The 22,876-nt window shown below is 44.8% G+C and carries 13 protein-coding genes; 1 reads left to right on the top strand and 12 read right to left on the bottom strand.

The genetic code is table 11. From position 1 onward, the window contains the following. The 7 genes from AC5ZC7_RS02930 to AC5ZC7_RS02900 all read right to left on the bottom strand — a co-directional run bounded on the left by AC5ZC7_RS02930 (nucleotide 1) and on the right by AC5ZC7_RS02900 (nucleotide 9,905). Complete coding sequence (locus tag AC5ZC7_RS02930) at nucleotides 1–1,428, bottom strand: PKD-like family lipoprotein (protein WP_496159655.1); 1,428 nt, start codon at nucleotides 1,426–1,428, stop codon at nucleotides 1–3. A gap of 20 nt (nucleotides 1,429–1,448) precedes the next feature. Then, nucleotides 1,449–2,153 (bottom strand): DUF4843 domain-containing protein, encoded by a 705-nt coding sequence (locus AC5ZC7_RS02925; RefSeq protein ID WP_496159656.1) that lies wholly within the window; start codon nucleotides 2,151–2,153, stop codon nucleotides 1,449–1,451. A gap of 13 nt (nucleotides 2,154–2,166) precedes the next feature. After that, entirely contained in the window at nucleotides 2,167–3,582 is a 1,416-nt protein-coding gene (locus tag AC5ZC7_RS02920) for a RagB/SusD family nutrient uptake outer membrane protein (protein WP_496159657.1), read from the bottom strand. A gap of 10 nt (nucleotides 3,583–3,592) precedes the next feature. Next, on the bottom strand, nucleotides 3,593–7,093 hold the full coding sequence (locus tag AC5ZC7_RS02915) for a SusC/RagA family TonB-linked outer membrane protein (protein ID WP_496159658.1): 3,501 nt from the start codon (nucleotides 7,091–7,093) through the stop codon (nucleotides 3,593–3,595). Between the two features lie 138 nt (nucleotides 7,094–7,231). Next, the gene (locus AC5ZC7_RS02910; protein WP_496159659.1) at nucleotides 7,232–8,401 is read right to left on the bottom strand and encodes a FecR domain-containing protein; all 1,170 of its coding nucleotides are present in this window, start codon (nucleotides 8,399–8,401) and stop codon (nucleotides 7,232–7,234) included. Nucleotides 8,402–8,486: 85 nt separating this feature from the next. Then, on the bottom strand, nucleotides 8,487–9,107 hold the full coding sequence (locus AC5ZC7_RS02905; RefSeq protein WP_496159660.1) for a sigma-70 family RNA polymerase sigma factor: 621 nt from the start codon (nucleotides 9,105–9,107) through the stop codon (nucleotides 8,487–8,489). A 291-nt stretch (nucleotides 9,108–9,398) separates the two neighbouring features. Beyond that, a complete protein-coding gene (locus AC5ZC7_RS02900; RefSeq protein WP_496159661.1) occupies nucleotides 9,399–9,905 on the bottom strand; it encodes a hypothetical protein in 507 nt (168 codons plus the stop codon). 732 nt (nucleotides 9,906–10,637) lie between these two features. Between AC5ZC7_RS02900 and AC5ZC7_RS02895 the strand changes: the two genes are divergently transcribed. Continuing rightward, entirely contained in the window at nucleotides 10,638–13,925 is a 3,288-nt protein-coding gene (locus AC5ZC7_RS02895; protein WP_496159662.1) for a T9SS type A sorting domain-containing protein, read from the top strand. Between the two features lie 94 nt (nucleotides 13,926–14,019). Here AC5ZC7_RS02895 and AC5ZC7_RS02890 read toward each other — a convergent pair whose 3' ends face one another. The 5 genes from AC5ZC7_RS02890 to AC5ZC7_RS02870 all read right to left on the bottom strand — a co-directional run bounded on the left by AC5ZC7_RS02890 (nucleotide 14,020) and on the right by AC5ZC7_RS02870 (nucleotide 22,677). Further along, nucleotides 14,020–15,168, bottom strand: a complete 1,149-nt coding sequence (locus tag AC5ZC7_RS02890) for a redoxin domain-containing protein (RefSeq protein WP_496159663.1) — start codon at nucleotides 15,166–15,168, stop codon at nucleotides 14,020–14,022. Nucleotides 15,169–15,261: 93 nt separating this feature from the next. Then, on the bottom strand, nucleotides 15,262–16,179 hold the full coding sequence (locus AC5ZC7_RS02885) for a redoxin domain-containing protein (RefSeq protein ID WP_496159664.1): 918 nt from the start codon (nucleotides 16,177–16,179) through the stop codon (nucleotides 15,262–15,264). A gap of 72 nt (nucleotides 16,180–16,251) precedes the next feature. Then, nucleotides 16,252–17,538, bottom strand: coding sequence for a redoxin domain-containing protein (locus AC5ZC7_RS02880; protein WP_496159665.1), 1,287 nt, complete (start codon nucleotides 17,536–17,538; stop codon nucleotides 16,252–16,254). 108 nt (nucleotides 17,539–17,646) lie between these two features. Further along, on the bottom strand, nucleotides 17,647–19,104 hold the full coding sequence (locus tag AC5ZC7_RS02875) for a RagB/SusD family nutrient uptake outer membrane protein (RefSeq protein WP_496159666.1): 1,458 nt from the start codon (nucleotides 19,102–19,104) through the stop codon (nucleotides 17,647–17,649). A gap of 15 nt (nucleotides 19,105–19,119) precedes the next feature. Beyond that, entirely contained in the window at nucleotides 19,120–22,677 is a 3,558-nt protein-coding gene (locus AC5ZC7_RS02870; protein WP_496159667.1) for a SusC/RagA family TonB-linked outer membrane protein, read from the bottom strand. Between the last annotated feature and the right edge of the window lie 199 nt (nucleotides 22,678–22,876).

Below are 22,876 nucleotides of genomic sequence, written 5' to 3'. Positions count from 1 at the left end.
TCAGTTGGCTGATCTGTAGCTGAGATTTATAATCTCACCAAACCCGGTGAATTTCTTAACATAGGTGTGATTGATAATATCTCCCAGATTATCCAGGTCGAAATAATATACTTCCCCCGCAGTTCCTGTGTTAGTAGCCACCACAATTCTTTTACTGGTGATGGACAACATTTTCAGGTCTTTTATTTTTACGCCATCGGGAAACGTGTATACCATTTTCGAAGAATTCGCCAGTATATCATAGAGATAAATTTTATTACCTGCAGCATAATAAAGATGCTTTACAACCCCGGAAGCAGCAAAAGCGGAGGCTTTCTCTATGTCCGGACTATTGCCGATCTGCTGGCTTAATTCCGGGATTGCCCCTTTAAGCGAGTACAGGTAGCGGATACCGGCATCATCCTGCATAACAAAGTAGATTTCATCAGATGAAATTACAGACTGCGTTCCATAGTCCCAGCCAATCATCTTCTTTCCAACATCAGCCATATTGAAAACAGCGCCCGGACTCGCAGATACAGGACTCAACATTCTGTCGCCCAGCGGAACAGACATAAATCGCCTGTACTTATTATCATAAAATAAGGTGACAGCAGTGGCGGAGTTTATCACCACCGGGAAAAGGGTATAATCACCTGTTAATCTTTCAGAATAAGGCTTCAACACATCCTGGGGATAAAACAAAGGTCCGATGCCTGCATACAGTCCTCCGTCAGCGACAATATACTGATCGTAAGGTATTTTACTCATGGCATACGCGCATGAAGCAGAAAATTGCTTCGGCTCCGGAAAAATATCTGCTGTAGTACCATTCTGAATAAAATTGTCGGCATTGAACCTGTAAACACCCTGGTCAGTATAAAACATCACCAGCGCAAGATTTGCATAACTACTGGTAATACCGGCATTGACCCCCAGGGCCTTTCCAGGGTAAGTAGTCTTGTTCACATCTTCCGCCGGAGAAAAAAACACGGAATCGTTTGCCCGGATAAAAGACAACCGGGCCTTCCCATCCTGGTTTGCAGCCACCAGCCACCCCTCATAAAATGCTCCGTTTACAGTAAGCGGATACAACATAAAAGAAGATATACCCGTCTTCACACTTGTTACGGTATATATCAGGTCATATGAGCCTGGTGACAGGTTAACTGCCACTTTCAGGTCTTTCTTATCAGATAATATCACGGCATTTTCTCCTACCATATAGGCCTTCCACTCATAAGTATAACTATCCCCTGAAGGTATAGACTCTGTCAGTTGTGTTTGAATACTAAGTGTATCCAGTTGTGTTATCACAAATGACGAATCAGCTGTTTTGATGGAAACTGTGTTTAGTTTATCATAAACAAACCGCTGATTATCCTTTTGACAGGAAGCCCAGGCCAGCGCCAATATTGGGAGGAATGCTCTGAATATATATTTACGCATGAACTTAATTTTGAGTTGAACTAAAAGGTGACCACGTTGCCGGATTCATCTATCAATGGCCCATTGACGGCTTCATATTCGGCAAGGGCATTTCGTAATTTAACCGGCAAATTGTAATAACCATCCACGCCGATTGCATCGGAAGAAAAATCAGAAAGACCGGTAACTTGCACCATAAACCTGAACTTACGCTCACTGAATGCTCCGAATGCACTCTCTACCTCGTCCCAATAAGAAGGTTTAATGATCTTGTTACTTACGTCAATGATAATTTTTTCGAGGCTGGTTGTTCCTCCGGTCTCACGCCCTGTGGCGCCTACCTGAAAATCTTTACCCGGGGCAACCTGGGCAACAAGCCGGAAAGTGGTGGTAGTCATCTCCGGTGAATTCAGCAGTACCACAGGATACAGCACAGTTAAAGCGCCGGCTGGCAACGTAATTTCCGGTAGCTCGTAGTCTTTACCCTGCCTGGCTGTTGACCCCGCGCCTGCTGTTACTGAAATAACCCGGGGATAGTCGGCTGCCGCGCCTACCACACGCATTTTAAGAAAAACGGTATCCCTGTTTTTGGGAACCGGGGAATACGCAAAGGAATAATTGAGGCTGTCTGCTTCATACTCATCTACATAAAATGTAATCCCGTCGGGACCTTTATAGGTTGATATATTCTCCTTTTTACAGGCTGCCATCAGAAACAATATGTTGAGAAATAACAGGTACTTCATAAAACAGGATTTATCAGTTGTAGTTAGGATTAAATTCCAGTTCAGACTCAGGTATAGGAAGCACATACTTACTAAGCGGAATCTCAGCGGTCATAAACAGCATTTTGGTTATCTTTTTTCGTTTATAGTAAAAGAATAACTGCCCTTCCGCGTAAAACTCCTTCTGATACTCTTTAGTGATTTCTTTCTCCAGTATTTGCTGGGTAATGGTACCTGCCTGGAGCTCAGGCAGCGCCCTGTTTTTCCGCACTATATTCAGATAACCGGCGCCTTCTTCCGGTGTTACAGCCGCTTCCGCCATGATATAGTACATTTCAGATAAACGGATGGCTGGTACATGCTGATCCAGCCTGTTTGAATCCAGTGTATTAAACTGATATGTCTGCCAGAATTTAGAAGGAAAGGGGACGCCTCCGTCCTGTTCAATACGGTAAAGAAATCTGAAATCAGTGGCGCCGCCTGCTGCAGTTTCATAAAGTGTGCTAAAGTTGCTGGCACTTCTTGTCAGCTTCTGGTTGGCGCTTCCGTTAAAGCGGAAATATTGCCGTTCCGCCCAGTTCTTTATATCACGCACACGGATACAAAATATCTCTTCATCAATATAAAGACGATCCCGGTAACCTGCGGCGGATGAAGCGGCATAAGGGGTTACAAACGGGAATTTACCGGAGTTCACTACCACAGCAGCTGCCTGGAAAGCGCCCTGTTTGTCTCCTGCGTAAATGCGGATCCTTGCCTCCAGGGCCTTTACAGCAAAATAATTCATCCTGATGCGCCTGTTCTGTGAACCCGTTAAAACAGGATCAGCATCTTTCATCAGATCTTCCGCCTCGCTAAGATCTGCGAGCGCCAATGTCACTACTTCCGACGTAACAGAAGGTATTTTTGCGTATTGGTCAACGGTGGTTTTATAGGGGATAGCCTTCATCGCTGCGCCTGTGGTATACTCAGGACCAAACATTCGCAATACTTCAAAGTGAAGGAATGCCCTGAGCGCAAGCGCCTCTCCCCGTATAAGCGCATAGCTGGTGGCAGAGAGAACATCTTTTCTTTTTTCAGTGCTGACAATGATCTTGTTTACACCGGCGATGGCAGCATATGCCGTATCCCAGATATTATTGGTATATCCAATTACTTCTGCAGATGCAAAGTTCAATGCCCGTGTTTGAACAAATGGCGCGCCGGCTCCGGACACTGCGTAGTTTTGCGCCAGTGCTGACACAAACCCCATTGACAGGTTATCACCATATAATGCCCTGCTGGCCAGCTGGGAATATACACCGGTAAGCGCCTGTTGGAAACCAATTTCAGAAGCGAACAGCTGATCTTCCGAAATAACGGATTTAGGCTTTACGTCCAGGAATTTTTTACAGCTGCTGAACACCAGAGATGCGACCAGGCATATTATTATAGTCAAACTCTTTTTCATATTCATAATTTTAAAAGCCGGCTCTGAGTGAAAAGGAATAAGTACGGGCAAATGGATTGCTGGTACCACGTTCTATCTGAATACTGCTTGCACGGAAAAAGTCATTGGTGATGGCTGTTACCTGTAAGCTCCGCATGCCAAGTTTTTTTATAAACGGACTCCTGTAAAAGTTATATCCGAAGGATGCCGAACTAAGTGTCAGGTTGTTATCGTTTTGAACAAAACGTGAGGTCAGGCGGGTAGGTTGGGTGGAAACACCGATACGTGTATATGGGCTTACATCTCCCGGGCCGGACCAGCCGAGATCATATGCCCTCCGGTCTACGTTAAACGCGGGATCCACTGATTCAACACGGTCTATCAGTGTCTGATTATAGAGCTGGCCACCACATTGGTAATTGAAGATGAGGTTGACCTCAAAGCCCTTCAGCATAAAGTTGGTACCGAAATTACCATTCCATTTAGGCTGATTAATGCCCACCGGTACTTTATCTGCTGCATCCCAGGTGAAAGTTCTTTTTCCGTCTTTTGTAAGATAGACTTCCGAACCGGTTGCAGGGTCTACACCTAGCGAACGAACCGCATAAATGGTGTTAATAGATTCTCCTTCTTCAAACTGTATATTGGGAGTGACCTGATCACTATTAGCCACATTGAGTTTGTTATTGGAAGCCTTCAATTTATTGGATAACTCTTTCAGAATATTTTTATTGGTGAATCCATTTACGTTCACTGACCATAAGAGACCCTTAGCAGGCTTCTCCAGGATTTTATAGCGTACAGAGAATTCGAGCCCTGTATTCTGTATCTGGCCTAAGTTCTCCGCAAAACTGCTAAAGCCTGTGGATGGAGCAAGGGTGATCTGTGTCAGCGAATTTTTGGTATTCTCACGATACAAGTCCAGCCGGAGATCCAGTTTCTCTCTTAATAATACGGCATCCATACCAACATTCGCCTTATACACATTCTGCCAGCTCAGGAACTCGTTGCCCAGCCCGATGAGGACTGCTCCCAGTTCTCCGAAATAGCTGGTATTTACACCAAAGTTATACCGGGATTGGGCGCTGTAAGCCGGAATATTGAGTGAACCCGTAGAACCGTAACTGGCTCTCAGTTTAAGCCTGTTCACCAGGCTGCTTTTATTGAAAAATGCTTCATTATGGATATTCCAGCCAATACCTGCCGACCAGAATGTTCCAAATTTCTTTTCAGTTCCATATTGTGATGATCCGTCCCGGCGGGCGGAAACATCGGCCAGGAAACGGTTGTCATAACTATAACTTCCACTGTATACCACACCCACTCTCCTGATGGTGCTCTCATCACCGGTTGGTCGCCCGTTTGTTTCATATTGTGCCGCAAACAACAGGTTATCCAGCTTATCAAAAGGAAAACCCTCCGTCACAACAGAGTAATAGTTGCTATTACTGCTGGAAACATTAAACCCAAGCATTGAAAATAACTGGTGAGGTCCCCGTGAGATATTGAGGTTAGCGGTTGTCAGGCTCTCATAGTTAAAACTATTTTCATTTCTTACGGTATAACTTCCCTTTCTGCTGAGGTCCGTTATCTCTGCAAAACGGGAATCCTGGGCGGAATAAAACTGATCTCCCGAGGCATTCTGTTTATTAATACTCAGGCTTGTTTCCATATACAGGAATGGTACCGGCGTATAACGCATCTGGAAGTTATTGGAAATACCAAAGTACTGGTTGCTATTCACAGAATGAAGACCTGCATCATACGCGGGATTTGTTTGCCTGTAGTAGGTGTTATTTATCCACAGATTCTCCAGCATTTGCTTGGGTTTTCCTTTCTCATCGTAAGGCGCCCAATACGGATTCATTGTTACATATTCACTGAAGTTGCCGTAAGGAGATTCATTTGACTTATTCTGGAAGATGCGGACAGAGTTTTTAAACTGTAGTTTATTGACTACGTAGTTAAGATCAAACTGCCCGGAATAATTTTTCCGGTCTTGTCCTTTCATCACGCCTGATTGCAAATCGGCGGAAAACTGTAACCCATAGCGGATCGATTGGTCTCCCCCCTGCAGATACAATGAGCTGCGGTTACTGATGCCATCCTGAACCGGGATCCTGAGCCAATCAGTATTCACGCCGCTTTTCATGGCTTTATACCTTTCATTGCGCAGTACATTCAGCTTGTGCTGAGCCTGCGCACTGGAGGAAGTATAAACTCCTGCCCGCAGTTCAAAATCGAGTTTTTCCGCAGCGTCTAAAAGATGATATACAGACAGGTCAGGAGTCGTAAACCGGAAATCATTGTTGAATGTTACCTGTATCCTGCCTGGCTTTGGTGTAACCGTAGTAACCACCATTACGCCGTTTGCTCCGCGGGAACCGTAAATGGCGGTAGCAGACGCGTCTTTCAGCAAGGTGATACTATTGATCAGGTTCATGTCCAGGTCCACGATACGTTGAAGCGTTACTTCAAATCCATCAAGGATAAATAAAGGGGCATTAGGATTGGCAGAAAGCTGACCGGTGAGATTGGGAAATGAGTTCTGCCCGCGCATCTGGATTTCAGGAAGCTGGTTAATATTGCCACCGGCTACATTATTGGGCACAATCCTGAGGGAAGGATCAAGTGCAGATACAGCTGCGAATACATTATTGGCACTTACCTTTTTCAGTTCTGCACCGGAAATTGTTTTCGATGCGCCGGTAAAATTATTACCCGAACGTTGGAAAAGTCCTGTTACCACTACCCCCTCAATGCCTTTGATCAGCCGGGCTAAACGGACATTTACCATACCGGAAGACAGCATGCGAAAATTGCTTTGGGCATTGCCTTCGGTTTGATCTGGCTGCCCGTTGCCTGTAGTAAAACGTACCGGATCAGGCATAACAGTATTATTGGCCGACAGTCGAAGCCCCATTGGCATATAACCGATAGATGATATGACAATGCTGGCATTGTCCGGTATACTATTCAGCAGAAAACGCCCTTGCCCGTCGGTGGAAGTAGCAATCGCTGTTTTCCATACCATTACTGTGGCTCCCGGAAGCGGGTTTCCATCAATATCAGTTACCTGCCCGGAAAGAGAAGCGGCGGGGACTGTTACCTCCTTCTTTGCCTCAACCGGTACCGGACCTTTCATCTGCAATGCGATGGTATTATCACCCAGCTCATAGGTGAATGGCGTTTCTTTAAGCAGCTCGTCCAGGAATTGCTTAAGTGGCATATTCTTCGCAGCAATGGTGATATTGCTGGTTTCCGTCAGCTGCTGAACATCACGGCTCTTAAAAAAAGTATAATAACCTGTTTGTCGTTCCAGCGCATCGAATGCTTTGATCAAGGATACTTTTTTTGCAGAAAAAGTAACCGATTGCGCCAGCCCGGATGCAGACACCTGTAGAAAAGCTCCTGTTAAAAGGAGAATGGTTAGTTTCATTACCAGCAATGTTTGGTTGACAATCTTTTTTTCCCGGACCGCAGCGATATGGCATGCGCCGAAAATGCTTAGCTGATAAGCAGTTTTTTGCATAATTTGCACGTGTTTGGTTGATAAATTGAGCGGCACGCTCTTTAATAACTAAACTTTACACCGGAAGTGGCTCCAATCACTTCCGGTTTTTCTCTTGGTTGGCCTTGTCCTTCTTACATATATTCTTTTATCTGAAATTTATTTTCTTTCTGTTATTATCAGCTTGCGGCCTTCTGTGAGGCGGAAATTAAGCCCTGTACCATCCATTAACCGGACCAATGTTTTCAGGCTGACCTTCCGGCTTACTTTCCCGCCAAACGGTACCTGTGAAATATGATGATCATAGGTCACCTCTATATCGTACCAGCGCTCCAGCTGTGTAGCCAATTCTTCTATAGTTACATTATTGAAATCAAAAGCACCGTTTTTCCAGGCAATCGCTTTATTGATATCTGCATGATCAGCCACCGTAATATCGCCGGCTATACTGGCTTCCTGCCCTGGTAGCAGGAGAGCTTCGGCTTTCCCGCTACGGATATTTACCTTACCTGTTACCAAGGTTGCTTTCACTCCTGGCTGGTCAACGTAAGCGTTTATATTAAAAGAAGTACCTAACACCAACACCTGGGTTCTATCATTAACCAATACCCTGAAAGGTTTGGATGGATTCTCTGCAACCTCAAAATAAGCCTCTCCTGTTAGCTGCACCTGGCGTTCTTTTCCCGAAAAGCGAACAGGAAAACGGAGTGAAGACTCCGCATTCATCCAAACCTTTGAACCATCGGGTAAAACAATGGAGAACTGTCTTCCCCGTGGAGTAAGAACAGTATTCAGCGCTTCTGCAGCCACATCTCCTGACGTGGCATGTGCATAGGCCAGCGCGTCCTTGTTCAGCACGATGTCAACACCTGCCTGGGAGGCGACTGTTCCGTTACCTGCGGTATCCAGCACTACCCGATTCCCATTTGCCAGTATAAGCACGGCGCCGGGGCGACCAGGGGTAATGTCCTGAACAGCGATCTGGTCTTCATGGACCGGCTTTGTTTTTAACCTGTTAACGGTATACCAGCCGATAGCCAGCATGGTAAGTACGGCAGCCGCAACAGACAACCATTTCCGCCGTTCCGGCATAAACCTTTTCACTGGCGTTTCTGCCTCAATCTGCCGGAGTATTTCTTTCAAAACAACCTGTTGCCGCGTTTCATCCCACAGCTGTGCTGTTGATTCAAGCGAGCCCTGGATAGACGCTTTCACGGTTTCATCGTAAGCGCCTGTACCTATGGCTTCTGTAAATGCTGACAACTCGCCGGCGGAAATTTCGTTCTTACGGTATTTCTCCAGTAAGGATTGGAAATAAATCTCGTCCATAAACAGTTTTTAACGCGATACAATATAAAGACGACCACCACGCTAAAAGAGGGTAGTTAAATTGAAAAAAAATCTGTGTTGACTATTATTGCATCAACAGCACCAACAAAATCATTAAAATTTCGGGGTCTTCTATATGAGCCGTTACATAGTGACGAACTGCCCGGGTAGCTAATTTCAGATGGGTTCGTACAGTCTGGATACTGATCTCCATTCTTTCTGCGATTTCAGCATGGGAAATGCCTGATTCTTTTGCCAGCTGAAATATAATACGCTGCTGCGGGGTAAGGGACTCCACTGCTTGTTTCAAAATCCCTGTATATTCTTTGGCAGCCAGGATCTTAATAGGCGAATCAGGGCCGTCGTGAAGCAATTCTCCCAGCCGTAGCTGGTGATGTAGCTGGCGTGCACGCGCTTTAAAGGTGTCGAAAATAATATTCCGGGCGAGTATGTATAGGTAATGTTCTGGTTTTTTTAGCGTTCCCGGCTTTGTGCGGTTTTCCCACATACGCATAAAAACAAGCTGCACGATATCTTCACATAACGACTGATCCCCTTTGGTAAAAACCATAGCGGTATTATATACTGCAGCACTATATTTATCATAAAAAATAGAAAACTGCCTTACATCTTCATCCGGGATCTTTTTATCACTGGCTATATTGATATTAGACTGCTGATTGCCCAACCTTTCGCGTTTGGTCAAATTTAGAAAAAAACCACGAATAGTTCTAATGGCGAGTCGGGCCCTATCATCAAGCGATATGATTTTGAACAACTGCAAAAAATCGGCAGACAAACTTTTCCGGGAACATTTTCAGCAAGAAATACGGAGGAGAATAAGAGAGCTATAAGCTTTTATAAGTATACCCAACAGTTTCGCCACTAACAGCGCTTCGCACTTAATTTCTCCGGGCTGTTGCTTGTTGTGCATGAACATTATTTAAAAAAAACATGCCACTCAAAAGCGCAACGCGGAATAAAAAAGTTTTGCTCATTATTTAAAAATGGTTGTTTGTGATGGACCAATGACCCAGTCTGACAGCCCCCTCTGAACCTCTCCTAAAAACAGTAGGGATTTAAAGGGGCTGTTTACGCTGTTCCACCAAATTGTAATTTTTAATACGGTCGCCCTGACCGCTATTTCAGATAAACCGGCCATTCGATTACTAACGCCTTGCGCTATATTATAAATTATTCTATTTTTTACAACGCTGAAATTATCAAAGCCAACATAAAAGCCGGTAGAGGTAGCTGATGTGACGTAATTTTTAATCCTTACATGACAACTGGTTTTACCGGTGCCTGATAAACCTGAGAGTGAAGTAACGGGAATACCCCTTCCTTCACCAGGTGTAGCATCGGTTGATAGTAGCAGTGCTGTATAAGAACCAGTGAAGATCATTACCGCGCTAGGGAAGGTGATACAGGAAGATGGTACAGCTACCAACTTTTTTGCTAATACAAAATTCAGCATCCCTGATAGCAACGGTCGCAATTTCATACACGTGGATTAGTTGCTGTAAAGTTAGTGCCAGACTGCAAAAGGCAGGGAGGCAAATGATTCAACAACAGGGCCCAAATGTTACAAATGAATGAAATATTAATCTGCCGGAAAACCAATGGCAGAAATTCCTTATGCTAATGACCAGGGTTCCATGGGTCCGTGTGTAACAGGTATAATAAATGTCAATTTGACGCTTATATATTCATTGTTATAAAAAAAACGACTGACTCTATCGAATCGTCATCATTGACTTGTTAGCCGGAAAGATTGTTGGATGGTACATGGCTATGTTATGAAAGCCGGAGAAATTATTGCAGCACGGAATATGGCTATCTGCGTATAACAGGTATCTGTATCATTTCCTACCCTAATCTGCGACATTTGAGTACCCTGACCCGGGGGTAATCTTTGTAGTTTTATAGTATTCGATTAAGAGAAAGATTCCAGTTATGAAAATATGTCTGTTGCGACTAATCCTTCAGGGCAGGCCCCTGTGTATTGACATGTTGTCAGCATCATCGTCATACACCCAAACAAAGGTTAGCGCTAATCGTTTTACCAATTTTTCTCCACACAAGGTCAATTTCTCTTTTCCATTCCAAATTGCAGTCCCCGTTCTAAACCGATGGGATGCTGTGTTCCTGTAGCCATTATGCACTCAATTAATCTGTAAACTATCCTTTCTATTTTGCCTTTTCCGGGCTTAATTTACTTAAACCATTAACCTTTATGAAAACAACATTACTGACACCATTTAAACAAACGATTAAGCTTCTTTTGGATTTCGGATTTTTTAAATCCATCGGAACATTTTCGAAGCTCAGGCAAAAATCACTTGCCATCCTCTATTTACTTCCCGTTGTTATTATGTTTCATGCCTATGAACTGAAGGCCCAATCCACAGCCAGTTATACCTGGAAGAATGTAGCTATTGGTGGTGGCGGATTTGTTTCCGCTATAATTCCAAGTAAAACTGAGCAAAACCTGGTTTATGCCCGGACAGACGTAGGAGGAGCTTACCGCTGGAATGCATCCACTTCAAGTTGGGTGCCATTGTTAGATTGGGTATCGGACGATGAAGTCGGGTATCTTGGTGTCGAGTCTCTGGCGACAGATCCCCAATCGCCCGGCAGGGTCTATATGCTGGTAGGTATCTCTTATTTCAACGGCGGGAAAACAGCCATACTCCGGTCTACCGATTACGGCAATACCTTTGCCGTTACAAACGTTACTACACAATTCAAGGCCCATGGCAATGGTATGGGCCGGCAAACCGGAGAAAAGCTTGTAGTAGACCCCAACAACAGCAATATTCTATATTGCGGTACCCGTTGGAATGGATTATTCAGAAGTACCGACGCTGGTGCTACATGGAGCAGGCTGAACTCACTGGATGTAACCACAACTCCTAATGAAAACGGGATAAGCTTTGTGGTTTTAGACGGAAGCAGTGTTTCAGGAGGAGCTACCCAAAGGATCATTGTCGGAGTTTCACGCAGCGGGAGTACCAACCTGTACAGAAGTGATAATGGCGGACAATCTTTTTCTGCTATTTCCGGCGCTACCACCACTTATATGCCACATCGGGCAGTTTTAGCAAATAACGGAAACCTGTATCTCACTTATGCCAATGGTGCGGGGCCGACCGGGCATTGGTCGCTACCGGAACCTATGGATAACGGACAGATCTGGAAGTACAATATTTCCACAGGTGCATGGACAAACATTACACCTTCCGGTTTCAACAGGGCATTCGGAGGTATCAGCGTTGACCCCAATAATCCCAACAGGATTGTGGCTAGTACTATCAACACCTATATGAACCAAAATGGCGCCTGGGGCGACAGGATGTTACTGAGTACAAACGGTGGTTCAAGCTGGGTGGATGTAGTAGACAGGGGATTTAGCATGGATCCGGATGGTATCACCTGGGTTAGCGGTCATGCCATCCATTGGGCAGGCTCAATAGAATTCGACCCCTTCAATACCGAAAAGGTTTGGGTCACTTCAGGTAATGGTGTTTTTAGAAATGATAACATCAGCTCCAGCGGCACCTGGCGGTTTGCAGTAAGAGGACTGGAAGAAACAGTACCGCTTGGCCTGGAAAGCATCCCCAATGGCCCTGTAATTTCTGTTATTGGCGACTACGATGGGTTCAGACACACCACCAATGTTAGCCAATATGCACCAATTCATAACCCGCAAATGGGGACCACCAGCGGATTGGCAGTAGCTGCTCAAAATACAAACAAAATTGTCCGGGTAGGAAACGCTATGTATTATTCCAATGATATGGGGGTAACCTGGACGCAAAATAGTATGAATGGCTCTCACGGACAGGTGGCATTATCAGCTAATGGTAATATGGTGCTGCACTCCCCGAAGGAATCTTCTGCTACATACCGGTCAACTAATAATGGATCCTCCTGGTCTGCGGTAAGTGGTTTGAGTTTTAATGAAGCAAGGCCGGTTGGCGATCCGGTCAATTCCGATAAATTTTATGCCTATAATCCCGGAAATGGAGCGGTAATGGTGAGCACCAATGGAGGATCTTCTTTTTCCCAGGCAGGTTCAGTTGCGGGTGGTGGCTCCAAAATCATCCGCCTGGCGCCCGGAAGGGAAGGGCATGTTTGGATAGCTTTGAACGATGGAGGACTCACACGTTCAACTAATTCAGGGCAATCATTTTCCACTATAAGCGGTGTCAGTAATTGCGGCGCCGTTGGTTTCGGGGTGGCTGCAGCCGGGGCAAATTATCCTACGATTTACATTTGGGGAACCATCAATAATGTCAGAGGCGTTTATCGCTCCACAGACCAGGGAGCTTCATGGGTTCGTGTAAATGATGATACGCATGAATACGGAGGTCCGGGTAACGGGCAATTCGTACAGGGAGATATGAATATCTTCGGAAGAGTATATATGAGTACAGCAGGAAGAGGTATCGTTTATGGAGATCCCTCCGCCTGTACACCTACAGCTATCACCCCCTATATACAGGTTAATGGCGGAACATGGCAGCAAACAGCCAATGCCACTGTAACTGCCGGGAACAGCATCCAGTTTGGCCCTCAGCCTACACAGGGAGGGTCCTGGAGCTGGAGCGGACCCAATAATTTCAGTGCGACCACCCGTGAAGTATACCTCTCAAATGTCCAGGCCAACCAAACAGGGAACTATGTAGCCACCTATACCAATAGCGGAGGATGCCAAAGCACACAAACATTTAATATCAGCCTTACAACCGGTACTATATTGAGAGAAGTCTGGACAGGCATTAGTGGTACTACCATCAGCAGCCTCACCTCCAATAGTAATTATCCTAACAATCCTACCAGCAGAGACCAGCTCACCAGCCTGGAAGGCCCAACAAACCAGGCGGATAATTATGGCGCCAGGATACGCGGATATATACATCCCCCTGCCACCGGAAGCTACACATTCTGGATTGCAGGAGATGACAACACAGACTTGTACCTGAGCTCCAGCGACAACCCCGCCAGCAGCTCAAGAATAGCCTATGTGAATGACTGGACCGATTCCAGGCAATGGAATAAATACGGCACACAGCAGTCTTCTGCCATCAACCTGACTGCTGGTCAGAAATATTACATAGAAGTACTTCACAAGGAAGGCAGCGGTGGAGATAATGTAGCGGTAAGCTGGCAAGGCCCGGGCATTTCCCAACAAGTCATCAGTGGTAATTATCTTTCTACGTTTGTTCCCGGCGCAGGCACCGCATCATTTGCCAAAATAGCATCGGACGCCGGTATGAATGAGGATGCTGTTAGCTTGTATCCGAACCCTTCAACAGCAGGAAAGTTTACCATTCTTCTTCCGAAAATTTCAGAAAATACGGTGGTAAGAATTTTTGACAACCAGGGTAGAATGGTTTATCAAAAGAAAGTTCGGGGCGGTAATCAGATAGTGATTGATTCAAGGCTCAATCCAGGGTTCTACATTGTCACGATAGAATCGAAAAGGTTTAGTTCCACTAAGAAACTCATCATTAATTAACAAATTTTTCACCAATGACTGGGAATGCTTCGCTGGAGCATTCCCAGTTTCTTTCATAGCTGGTTCTCTATAACCAGCTTTTCCCGTGTCGGCGTCAGTTAACCGTGTGCGTCGGATAAAATATTTTGCTTAATGTTTCCTCCAACACTTTTCCTGACAATGTTTTTCCAACTATAATTCCATCAGGGTCGATCAAAAAATTCTGAGGAATTGCCTGGACACCATATGATTTCGCAGCCGTACTATCCCAAAATTTCAGGTCAGAAAGCTGAAGCCACAGAAGTCCATCATTTTTAACTGCTGCCAACCACAACGCCTTGCTGTCAGACTTATCGAGGGAAATGCCAACAATTGTGAAGTTCTGGTCCTTAAATTTATTGTAGACTTTAACCAGGTTTGGGTTCTCTGCCCTGCATGGCCCACACCAGGAAGCCCAAAAGTCGACCAATACATACTTACCACGAAATGACGAAAGTTTAACCAGCTTCCCTTCTGCATCGGGTACTTCAAAGTCCGGCGCCGGTTGCCCTATTGCAGTTACTCTCATTTTATCCAGGTTAGTGGCCACTTTTTTACCTTCCTTACTATTTTTAATTTTGAATGATAAACCGTCGAACAAGGGCTTCACTACGTCATAGCGTTGTTCATAGGCGATTTTGGGAAACAATTCCAAGCTAAGCATTGATGCCGGATGGGACCTGATGAACTTAATATAGGCATCTTTGGTCATGTCACTAAACCGCTTTCGAAAGCCTTCCAATTTGGCCTCGTAATCCTGCGTGGCCTGTGGCGACAACTGCCCTTTCATGAATAGCCTGTCTTCATCGGTCAATTGTGAAAAGCCGGCATCAACCAGGTTATTTAGATCAGTATAATCATTATTCCTGGGCGTTCCGGTTACCTGCACTCCTTCAATTGTAGCTCCATTCGTTTTAATATGAATGTTACCCGGCTCAAGATAAACCGTTATCTGCTCAAGGCTGTTAGTTCTCCCTACACCTTTCGTATCAAAGGTTAATGTAGCGGATACCGGCGAAGTAGACACCGCACCGGCAAATTTGAAAACGCCATCCTTTAACCCGACAGAATCAATGATGGACTTACCTTTCATCGTATACTCCAGGTATGCCTTTTCAGGAGCGTTGCCTGTACCATATTTGCCATTGATAGTAAATTTATTATTACTCTGGGCAAAAGCTGTCAACGGCATTATTGACAAACCGGCTATAATTAACTTTCTCAATTTAAATAGGATTAATTTGGATTCAGAAATCGAATTCCGGTATAAATGGCCACCGGCGACTACTACGTTGCCCTAAGGGAAAACGTCTTTCATTTAGTTAAACAATTCCATCAGCTTTGCTTCCAACTCTTTTCCATGGAGATCCCTGGCAACAATTACCCCTTTGTTATCGATCAGAAAATTCCTGGGAATAGCTTTAATCTGATATTTTTTAGTAACAGGAGAGTCAAATCCTTTCAGGTCCGCCAGGTTTGTCCAGGTATAACCATCCTTCTCTATGGCCTTTTTCCAGGCAGCAGCATCCGTATCGAGGGAAACGCCAATTACGCCCAGCCCTTTGGCCCTATACCTGGCATAAAGCGGAACAAGCGCTTTCGCCTGCATTCTGCATGGCGAACACCAACTGGCCCAGAAATCAATAAATGTATATCTGTTCCCGGAGATGATTGTTTTGGTGGAGATTTTTTTTCCTTTTACATCCGGCAGCGAAAAGTCCTCATACTGTACTGCTTCCTGGATACCTGGCACCTGTACATTTTTTTCATTTTCAGCAGTAACAGTAATACCGTTGGCATCATTTACAATCAGTGTATACTCCTTTGATGAAGGAGGAAGACACATTTGATTATTGCATGCCATGTATTTGATTCGGAAATGCAATATTGTCTTCTCATCTGCCCTGAGTTTGATAGTTTGTGAAAACGTAACCCCCTTCGCGTAATAAGCCACAGTTTCCCCGGCAGAAGATGCTGCTCCTTTTTCCTCCATCTCTCCTATCAACTGAACATTCGGATTTTCTCCCCATGTAATAGTAGTAGGCATTCCCATTCCACCATCATAAGACTGTGGATAAATATGAAACGGTTCGTTGATAGCCGCCACGAAGGCAATCTTAAAAGTGAGTGGCGCTATTGAGTCACTGCGGAACTTCCACGAAACCGGGTGGTTGTCCTGCGCAATGCCGGACAAAACTGCCAGACTGGTCAATATCAAAAAAAGCAATCTTCTCATAAATACATTTTGCAGGGCAAAAGCCACATTCGTTTAAATTCAGTTATTATCATCTAACAGGCGCAAATTGCATTACCCTTTATACCTGGATTTTGTGATCTCTACCATAGACTTCAGTTTATAATACTCCCTGTCTGTGGAACCGGCGTAACCAGAACTAAAGAATCTTATGTTACCCAATGGGTCAAATATGATTTTAGTGGGCGTTCCCTGGACATCAAAGAACTTGTTTTCTTCATCCTGTAAAACATCGAGGGTAATCCCTTTTTTCTTCACGAAAGATTTCACGGTAGCCCTGTCTTCAAACAGGCTTACCACAAACATTTGAAATACATCTTTTTTATAGTCTGCCACCACACGCTCAAATCCGCTAAAGGCAGCAACGCATGGGGTACATCCGGTAGACCAGAAATCAAGGGCCAGCACCTTGTTCTTATAGTCGCTCAGATGAACGATTTTTCCGTCCAGGTCCAACAGCGATACCTCTTTTACAGGTTTCGTGGCGTGAAAAAGCGTAAACATTTTACCATCTCCTCCCTGGCTGGGTATTGCACCGTCGAGCGTTGTTTTCGGTGATGCTATGTATAACTTTTCCACTTCCTTATAACAGTGATGGTATGCTTCCTCCTTCAGGGATTTAAGATATTCCTCAAATCCATTTTCGGTACCCTTTACCTTTTTATATACCAACCTGAATGTATTAACCATAACCGGGTTTGACTCCGCCTCCCTGAATGCTTTACTTAAGGTATCGAATGCCACCTGATACTTACCGGCAGCAAACATCACTACGCCATACCGGTTCAGGTAATTGGATTTTGCATCTTTGAAATAGTGCATTTCGCGCATACCATCTTTTACTTCCGAAGATTTCGCTAATAACTGCAAGGCAGTATCTATATTTCCCAGTTGAGCATTAGTGGCAGCATTTATCTCCAAAACGGTCTGCGTTCTGCCAATTCCATCTTTCAGTACGCCTGTGCTTAGATCTTCCAATATCCCGGCCGACACCTTTTCTACTTCGCCCGGATTCGTATTTGCATCAAAGAGGTTGTCCAGTGCATAAGTCAGATACAGGAATTGAAGTACGTTGAATTTCGGTCTGGTGTTTTTATAATACCAATAACGTTCAAAGTTTCCTTTGGTAAGCCATCCCATAGCCAGCTGCGCGCGGTATTCCTCATACATGGATGGTTTGGCAGGGGCTATAGGATTTGCTTTCAACATTTCATTGTATTGCTTCTCCTGGTCTTCCACGTTTACTATTGAAGTAAAATCCTGAAAGTTATACTTCGCAGAGGGCGATTGCTGCGCGAAGACGGCCCCTGAAATCAGCAACAGCAAGATTAACATTTTCATTTTCATCAGATTCAGATTAAGCGGTATTAAAAATTTTGAATTATTACGATTGAAATTTCCTGCCACGTAAATGTGGCATCACTGCATGCTGCCATTAACTTACCAGTTCTATTCATTTTCCACTAACCCCTTGTTCGCGGCCAGCATCTTTTCCCCGAACTTCAGGGCAAATCTCGCAGGCTTGAGCGTATAGGTTGCCACTACGTTGCCGGCGTCATCATAAAGTTTATGAGTGTACTTAACCGTATTGCTATAAACCGGGTCAACTGAAAGCCGGCGCATATCCCACCAGCGCATGCCGGAGGTGGCAAATTCACGAATACGTTCATCAAGGATATAGCGAACCAATGCCTCTTTGCTTGCCGCTATATTTGCAGGTACAGTTGCGATATTGGCAGGCATTCTTTTGGACCGCAGCATTTCGAGATCGCTCTTTGCCCCTGCAAGGTCACCTGCCCTTGCTTTAAGCTCTGAGCGCATCAGGTAGAGATCAGGCAATGAGGGGCCGATTTCCAACCCCGAAAAAAGTGATGCGGAGTAGCGCCTCATTCCTCCCGGAAAGGTTTTGTCGGGATTGAACATTTCAATTCCTGAGAACAGTTCCAGGCGTTTATCTGCCGGATCATATAAGGCAGCCGTTTCCGGGGAAAACACATAGGTATTGGCTTGTTGCAGCTGAAAATTAATCATACTGAGATTGTATATCACCTGTGTATTACTGGCAGCCAACGGATAATTTGAAAGTCCGAAACCGAAGTCAGGGAACCATGAATTATCGTTATTGGGATCAAGCACTATGTTATAATCGTATAACGCGAGAGGTATTGCAGCTTTGTCAAGCTCCGCGAATGCAGCATCCACATGTGTGCGGGCCTCGTTAAACTTTGCCATATACAGATAAACACGGCCCAATATAAATTCTGCCGCCAGCCTGGAAAATTTCCGCCTGTGTGTTAATGGGCCAAGATCTGGCAAGGCATCTGTTAAATCCTTTATGATAAAATCATAACATTCCTGTACAGAGGCCCGTACAAATGTTGTTTGCGTTACATCTGCCTTTGTAAGCAGCGGCACCCCCAAATCCGTAGCAGCAGTAGCCGCATTATAGGGCAACGAAAAATCATTCAGAAAATAAAGATGACAAAGCGCCCGTCCAACTTTAGCCTCCGCGAGGATGGCACGTTTTTGCTGATCGGTTCCTCCCTCTGATTGCATTACTTCGTTTATGACCTTATTAAAGGTATAAATGTTGGTTAGTGGCCATGTTTCATTGGGAAGCTGATCTTCATCATATATCCTTGCTTCAAACCTGAACAGCCTTTGTGTTCTGATCTGGGCCGCATCCATGTAGGTTGCCTGGGCTGCCATTTCATCACCCATATACAAAGAGGGAGGATAGGAAACCTGCAGGCTCACTGCATTCATTAATTGCTCGTAGTCCAGCGTTATTTTTGCCACACGGGAGCCTTTAGGTTCAATTTCCAAAAAGCCTTTGGAGCATGAAGTCTGCAGCATCAACGATATAAACAGGATGGGTAATAATGCCCTATGAATGAATTTCATCATCTTAAGCAGGTTTAATTAAAGAGTAATGTGTGCGCCAACTGTGAATGTACCTTGTCCTATACGGATATTTCTGACACCTGCCGGTGATTGAAACTCCGGATCGATGCCGAGGTGGTTCTGCTTCCAAAGCATGAGATTAGATACCTGTGCCCTGAAAGTCAATCCTTCCGCATGCAGTCTCCGAACCAATGACTTCCCTACATCATAGGAAAGTGTGATCTCCCTGATCTTTGCATAAGACGCATCGAATGAATTCAGGTTGGAGTAGGTATAGTAATAGATATTTCTGCCGTTATCGATGGTAGTGTTATAGGCATACCTGGGGATATTGGTTTTGTTTTCATCTCCCGGTGCCTTCCAGCGATTTGCAAATTCAGGTTGAACGGTGTTCTGATAAAGGGGATCTTGCCAGAAATTATTAAAATCACGGAACAATACATGTCCTAAGTTAAAGCTGATATTAATTCCTAATTGAAACCGCTTGTAATAAAATGTATTGAATAATCCGCCTGTCGCGATAGGTTGAGAAGTTCCCGCCAAATGAACGTCTTCTGGCTTGGAGCCATTTTTATCCGACAGTATTTTTCCGTCGGCCTGGATGATCTGTGGATCTCCCACGGCGTTAAGTCCACCGTTGATGAATTCAAATACAGCGTATGCAGGTTTGCCTTCCACGAAGGAAGTTCCAATCATTCCTGTACCGGTGGTGATGGCAGTAGCTGTTGCCATTCTTGTTATCTTATTTTTGTTGTACGACAGGTTTAGGACAGTATTCCAGTTAAAATCCCGGGAAATGACATTAAGTGAGGTCAAACTAAACTCAAACCCTTTATTTTCAAGGTCTCCATAATTACCGATAACAGTGGCATATCCAGTCAACGGCGCCGTCATCAATGAGCCGATCAGGTTACTGGTCTTTTTTATATATCCGTCTATCGAACCACCCAGTCTGCCACCCAGCACTGTAAAATCCAGTCCTGCGTTATAGACAGTGGTTCCCTCCCAGGTAAGCTTGTCATTGCCGGGGGTTCCGATAACCAAACCAACTCCTGTTACATAGTTTACGTTCGATGAGGATTGCAGGATATCGAATGATGCTGCCTGAGCGGGTTTGGGTGCATTACCTGTTATGCCATAGGTGAATCTCAGATGGAGCCGGTCCAGCCATGTAAATGATTTCATGAAGTCTTCCCTGTTCAGCAACCATTTACCGCCTATGCTATAAACGGGCCTGTTTTGAGCAGATTTGGCAAGGCCAAATAAATTGCTCTCATCAATCCTCCAGCTCGCATTCAGCGCATACTTCCATTGGTACATGTATCCCAATGTAGAATAGTAAGAGGTGGTTCTTGCGATAGCCCCTTCTCCTCCACCCACATTATTTGATGGCAACACTCGTCCCAGCTGACCGGATACCGTTCCTGTAATCCCTTTCATGAGTGTATCAATATTTACCGGACGGGAAACCTGCAACTGATCATCCCATCCATAGTAGGTAGCGGATGATGTCAATGGTGTGGAACTTGTAGCTTCCTGTCCTGCCATTACAGTCAGCTGGTGTGGATCCCAGTTCCGATCAAATATCAGCTGATTTCTTACCGTCCAGTTTTTCTGAGACGCATTATTTACACTGAGCATCCCTCCATCCTTTGGCAACCAATACCGGGGCGTGCTGTTTACCGTTGGCGCCTGTGTAAATCCTACCAGCTGGTCTCTTACCGCGTAACTTTCCTGGTACTGAACTGTCCGGTTGTTTCTTGCAAATGTCTGGTAGCCATAAGTACCCTCAAAGCGAAGGCCTTTCAATAATTGTAATTTCGCGCTTCCCACCACTCTTCCGGATATACTGCTACTCTTTGAATATCCCCTGTTAAACTCATCAAGCGGAACGTAGTCCAGGTTAACCCGGCTCCTGGCAGCATAATCAAGTCGCAGAGAATCGCTGTAATTTCCCAGGAAATTCACTGCCAGCGGATTTCCTGCATTATCGCGGAACCGCTGATAAGGTACGAAGGAAACATCCGGGGCCAGCACTCCTATACCCAGATTTGAAGTACTTGCTACGGTATTGGTAAGATCAGTGATTACCGATAACTGCAATCTTTTATTGAAATTGAAATCCTGTCTGACATTCACCTTATACGAATTGTTCCGTTCACCAGGTGTGCTGCTTTGAATACCGGTATAGCTCAGCGATCCATAAAAACTGTAAATGTCGCCGCCCCCTGAAAGCGAGACCGTATGATTAGTAGCGGCTGCATTTCTGTAAAAAATGCTGGAAATTTCACCCCTGTTATCGATGGCAGCCAGACTATCCAGCGCCTTATTCGCCTGTGCACCGCTGATTAGCCCCCGATATTCATCATATTGAATTTGCAGGTGCGGAGCAACCGGAGCAAAGGCCTGTACTGCATTCCAGCTATAATAAGGCGCAAATTGAGGAAAGATTTCCTTTGCGGTAGCAATAAAATCCCTGCTGTTCATTTTCGGGATATAGGACCGATCCGGTTTACCCTGAAAATTATAATAACCGTCGTAATCGACCCGTAATTTTTGTCCTGTTTTACCTTTTTTAGTAGTAATAACAATTACCCCGTTCGCCGCTTTTGCGCCCCAGATAGACGCTGCGGAGGCATCTTTCAAAACAGTTATATCCTCAATATCCTGCGGATTGATGTTGGCAATGGGGTTAGAGGTGTTCATAATATTATTACGGGATGCCTCACTGGTATTATCACCCGGTAATTCTACGCCGTCTACCACGATCAATGGCGACCTGGTAGCGTTGAGGGAAGTCAACCCCCGAACCAGTAACGGCTCTCCACCCGGTGCATTGTTTACCGCCAGGCCGGGTACAAGCCCATCCAGTCTTTGGAGAATATTGGTACTGCTGGATCTGCTGGCAACAGTACCCATGTCCACTTTTGCTACCGCCCCCGTATTTCGTTCCCTGGTAATATTCTGATAACCCGTAGAAACAATTTCAATAGATCCCAGCTTTTGTTCCGAAGGCACCAGAATAACCGAAATCATTTCTGCATCGGTCACCTTCACCTCTTTTTCATTGAATCCTATGAAGCTTATTATTAGCACTGCGCCTTTTTCCGCTTCTATATGAAACATCCCCTTTTCATCGCTCACAGCTACTACCTGGCTACCTTTAATACGGATAGTAGCCCCGGGCAAAGGATTTTTATCAGAGTCAGTAATTGATCCCGACACTTTTGTTTTGGGCTCCGTAGCAGCAGATAAACTTCCATTTTTCCCGGATGCGTCAATATCTTTACGCATCACTACTACATTACCCTGCTTTATCTCGAAAGTAAGTTTCTCCGGCTTCAAAATGGCGGTAAGGAAATCATCCAATGGCATCTGCTGTACCTCAATAGTCACAGGATGTGCATTCTTAATATGTTCATCATTGTAGAAAACAGTTACTCCCGTCTGTTTCTCAATAATTTTAAACACATTACGCAAAGGCTCTTTATATAGTTTGGCAGTGATAGATTGCGCCAATCCTATGGCTTGTGCCTGAACTAAGACGACAGTTAATAATACAAATGTTAGTTTCATCGCGAACCTTATTTTGGTTGATACTAGACGACAGGAGAAGCCACGCCAGGCTAATCCTAGCCTCCACGGCTGGTTTAAAGCAGAAAAACGCATACTTTCTGAATAATTTTGGTTGGTTTCTGATGATCCTGAACAAGACACTTTATTGGCATACCAGGTCATTACCGGAAAGATTTCCGACATCTTTGATTTTTACCAA

It is taken from the genome of Chitinophaga sp. 9-1-y, assembly GCF_059511905.2.
The sequence above is the reverse complement of the archived record's forward strand: the minus strand, read 5'-3'. Positions and strand labels throughout refer to the sequence as shown.

Bases quoted from the DNA above. Each gene is read 5' to 3' on its own strand.
- AC5ZC7_RS02930 (WP_496159655.1), bottom strand. From the start codon at position 1,428: ATGCGTAAATATATATTCAGAGCATTCCTCCCAATATTGGCGCTGGCC.
- AC5ZC7_RS02925 (WP_496159656.1), bottom strand. From the start codon at position 2,153: ATGAAGTACCTGTTATTTCTCAACATATTGTTTCTGATGGCAGCCTGT.
- AC5ZC7_RS02920 (WP_496159657.1), bottom strand. From the start codon at position 3,582: ATGAAAAAGAGTTTGACTATAATAATATGCCTGGTCGCATCTCTGGTG.
- AC5ZC7_RS02915 (WP_496159658.1), bottom strand. From the start codon at position 7,093: ATGCAAAAAACTGCTTATCAGCTAAGCATTTTCGGCGCATGCCATATC.
- AC5ZC7_RS02910 (WP_496159659.1), bottom strand. From the start codon at position 8,401: ATGGACGAGATTTATTTCCAATCCTTACTGGAGAAATACCGTAAGAAC.
- AC5ZC7_RS02900 (WP_496159661.1), bottom strand. From the start codon at position 9,905: ATGAAATTGCGACCGTTGCTATCAGGGATGCTGAATTTTGTATTAGCA.
- AC5ZC7_RS02895 (WP_496159662.1), top strand. From the start codon at position 10,638: ATGAAAACAACATTACTGACACCATTTAAACAAACGATTAAGCTTCTT.
- AC5ZC7_RS02885 (WP_496159664.1), bottom strand. From the start codon at position 16,179: ATGAGAAGATTGCTTTTTTTGATATTGACCAGTCTGGCAGTTTTGTCC.
- AC5ZC7_RS02880 (WP_496159665.1), bottom strand. From the start codon at position 17,538: ATGAAAATGTTAATCTTGCTGTTGCTGATTTCAGGGGCCGTCTTCGCG.
- AC5ZC7_RS02875 (WP_496159666.1), bottom strand. From the start codon at position 19,104: ATGATGAAATTCATTCATAGGGCATTATTACCCATCCTGTTTATATCG.
- AC5ZC7_RS02870 (WP_496159667.1), bottom strand. From the start codon at position 22,677: ATGAAACTAACATTTGTATTATTAACTGTCGTCTTAGTTCAGGCACAA.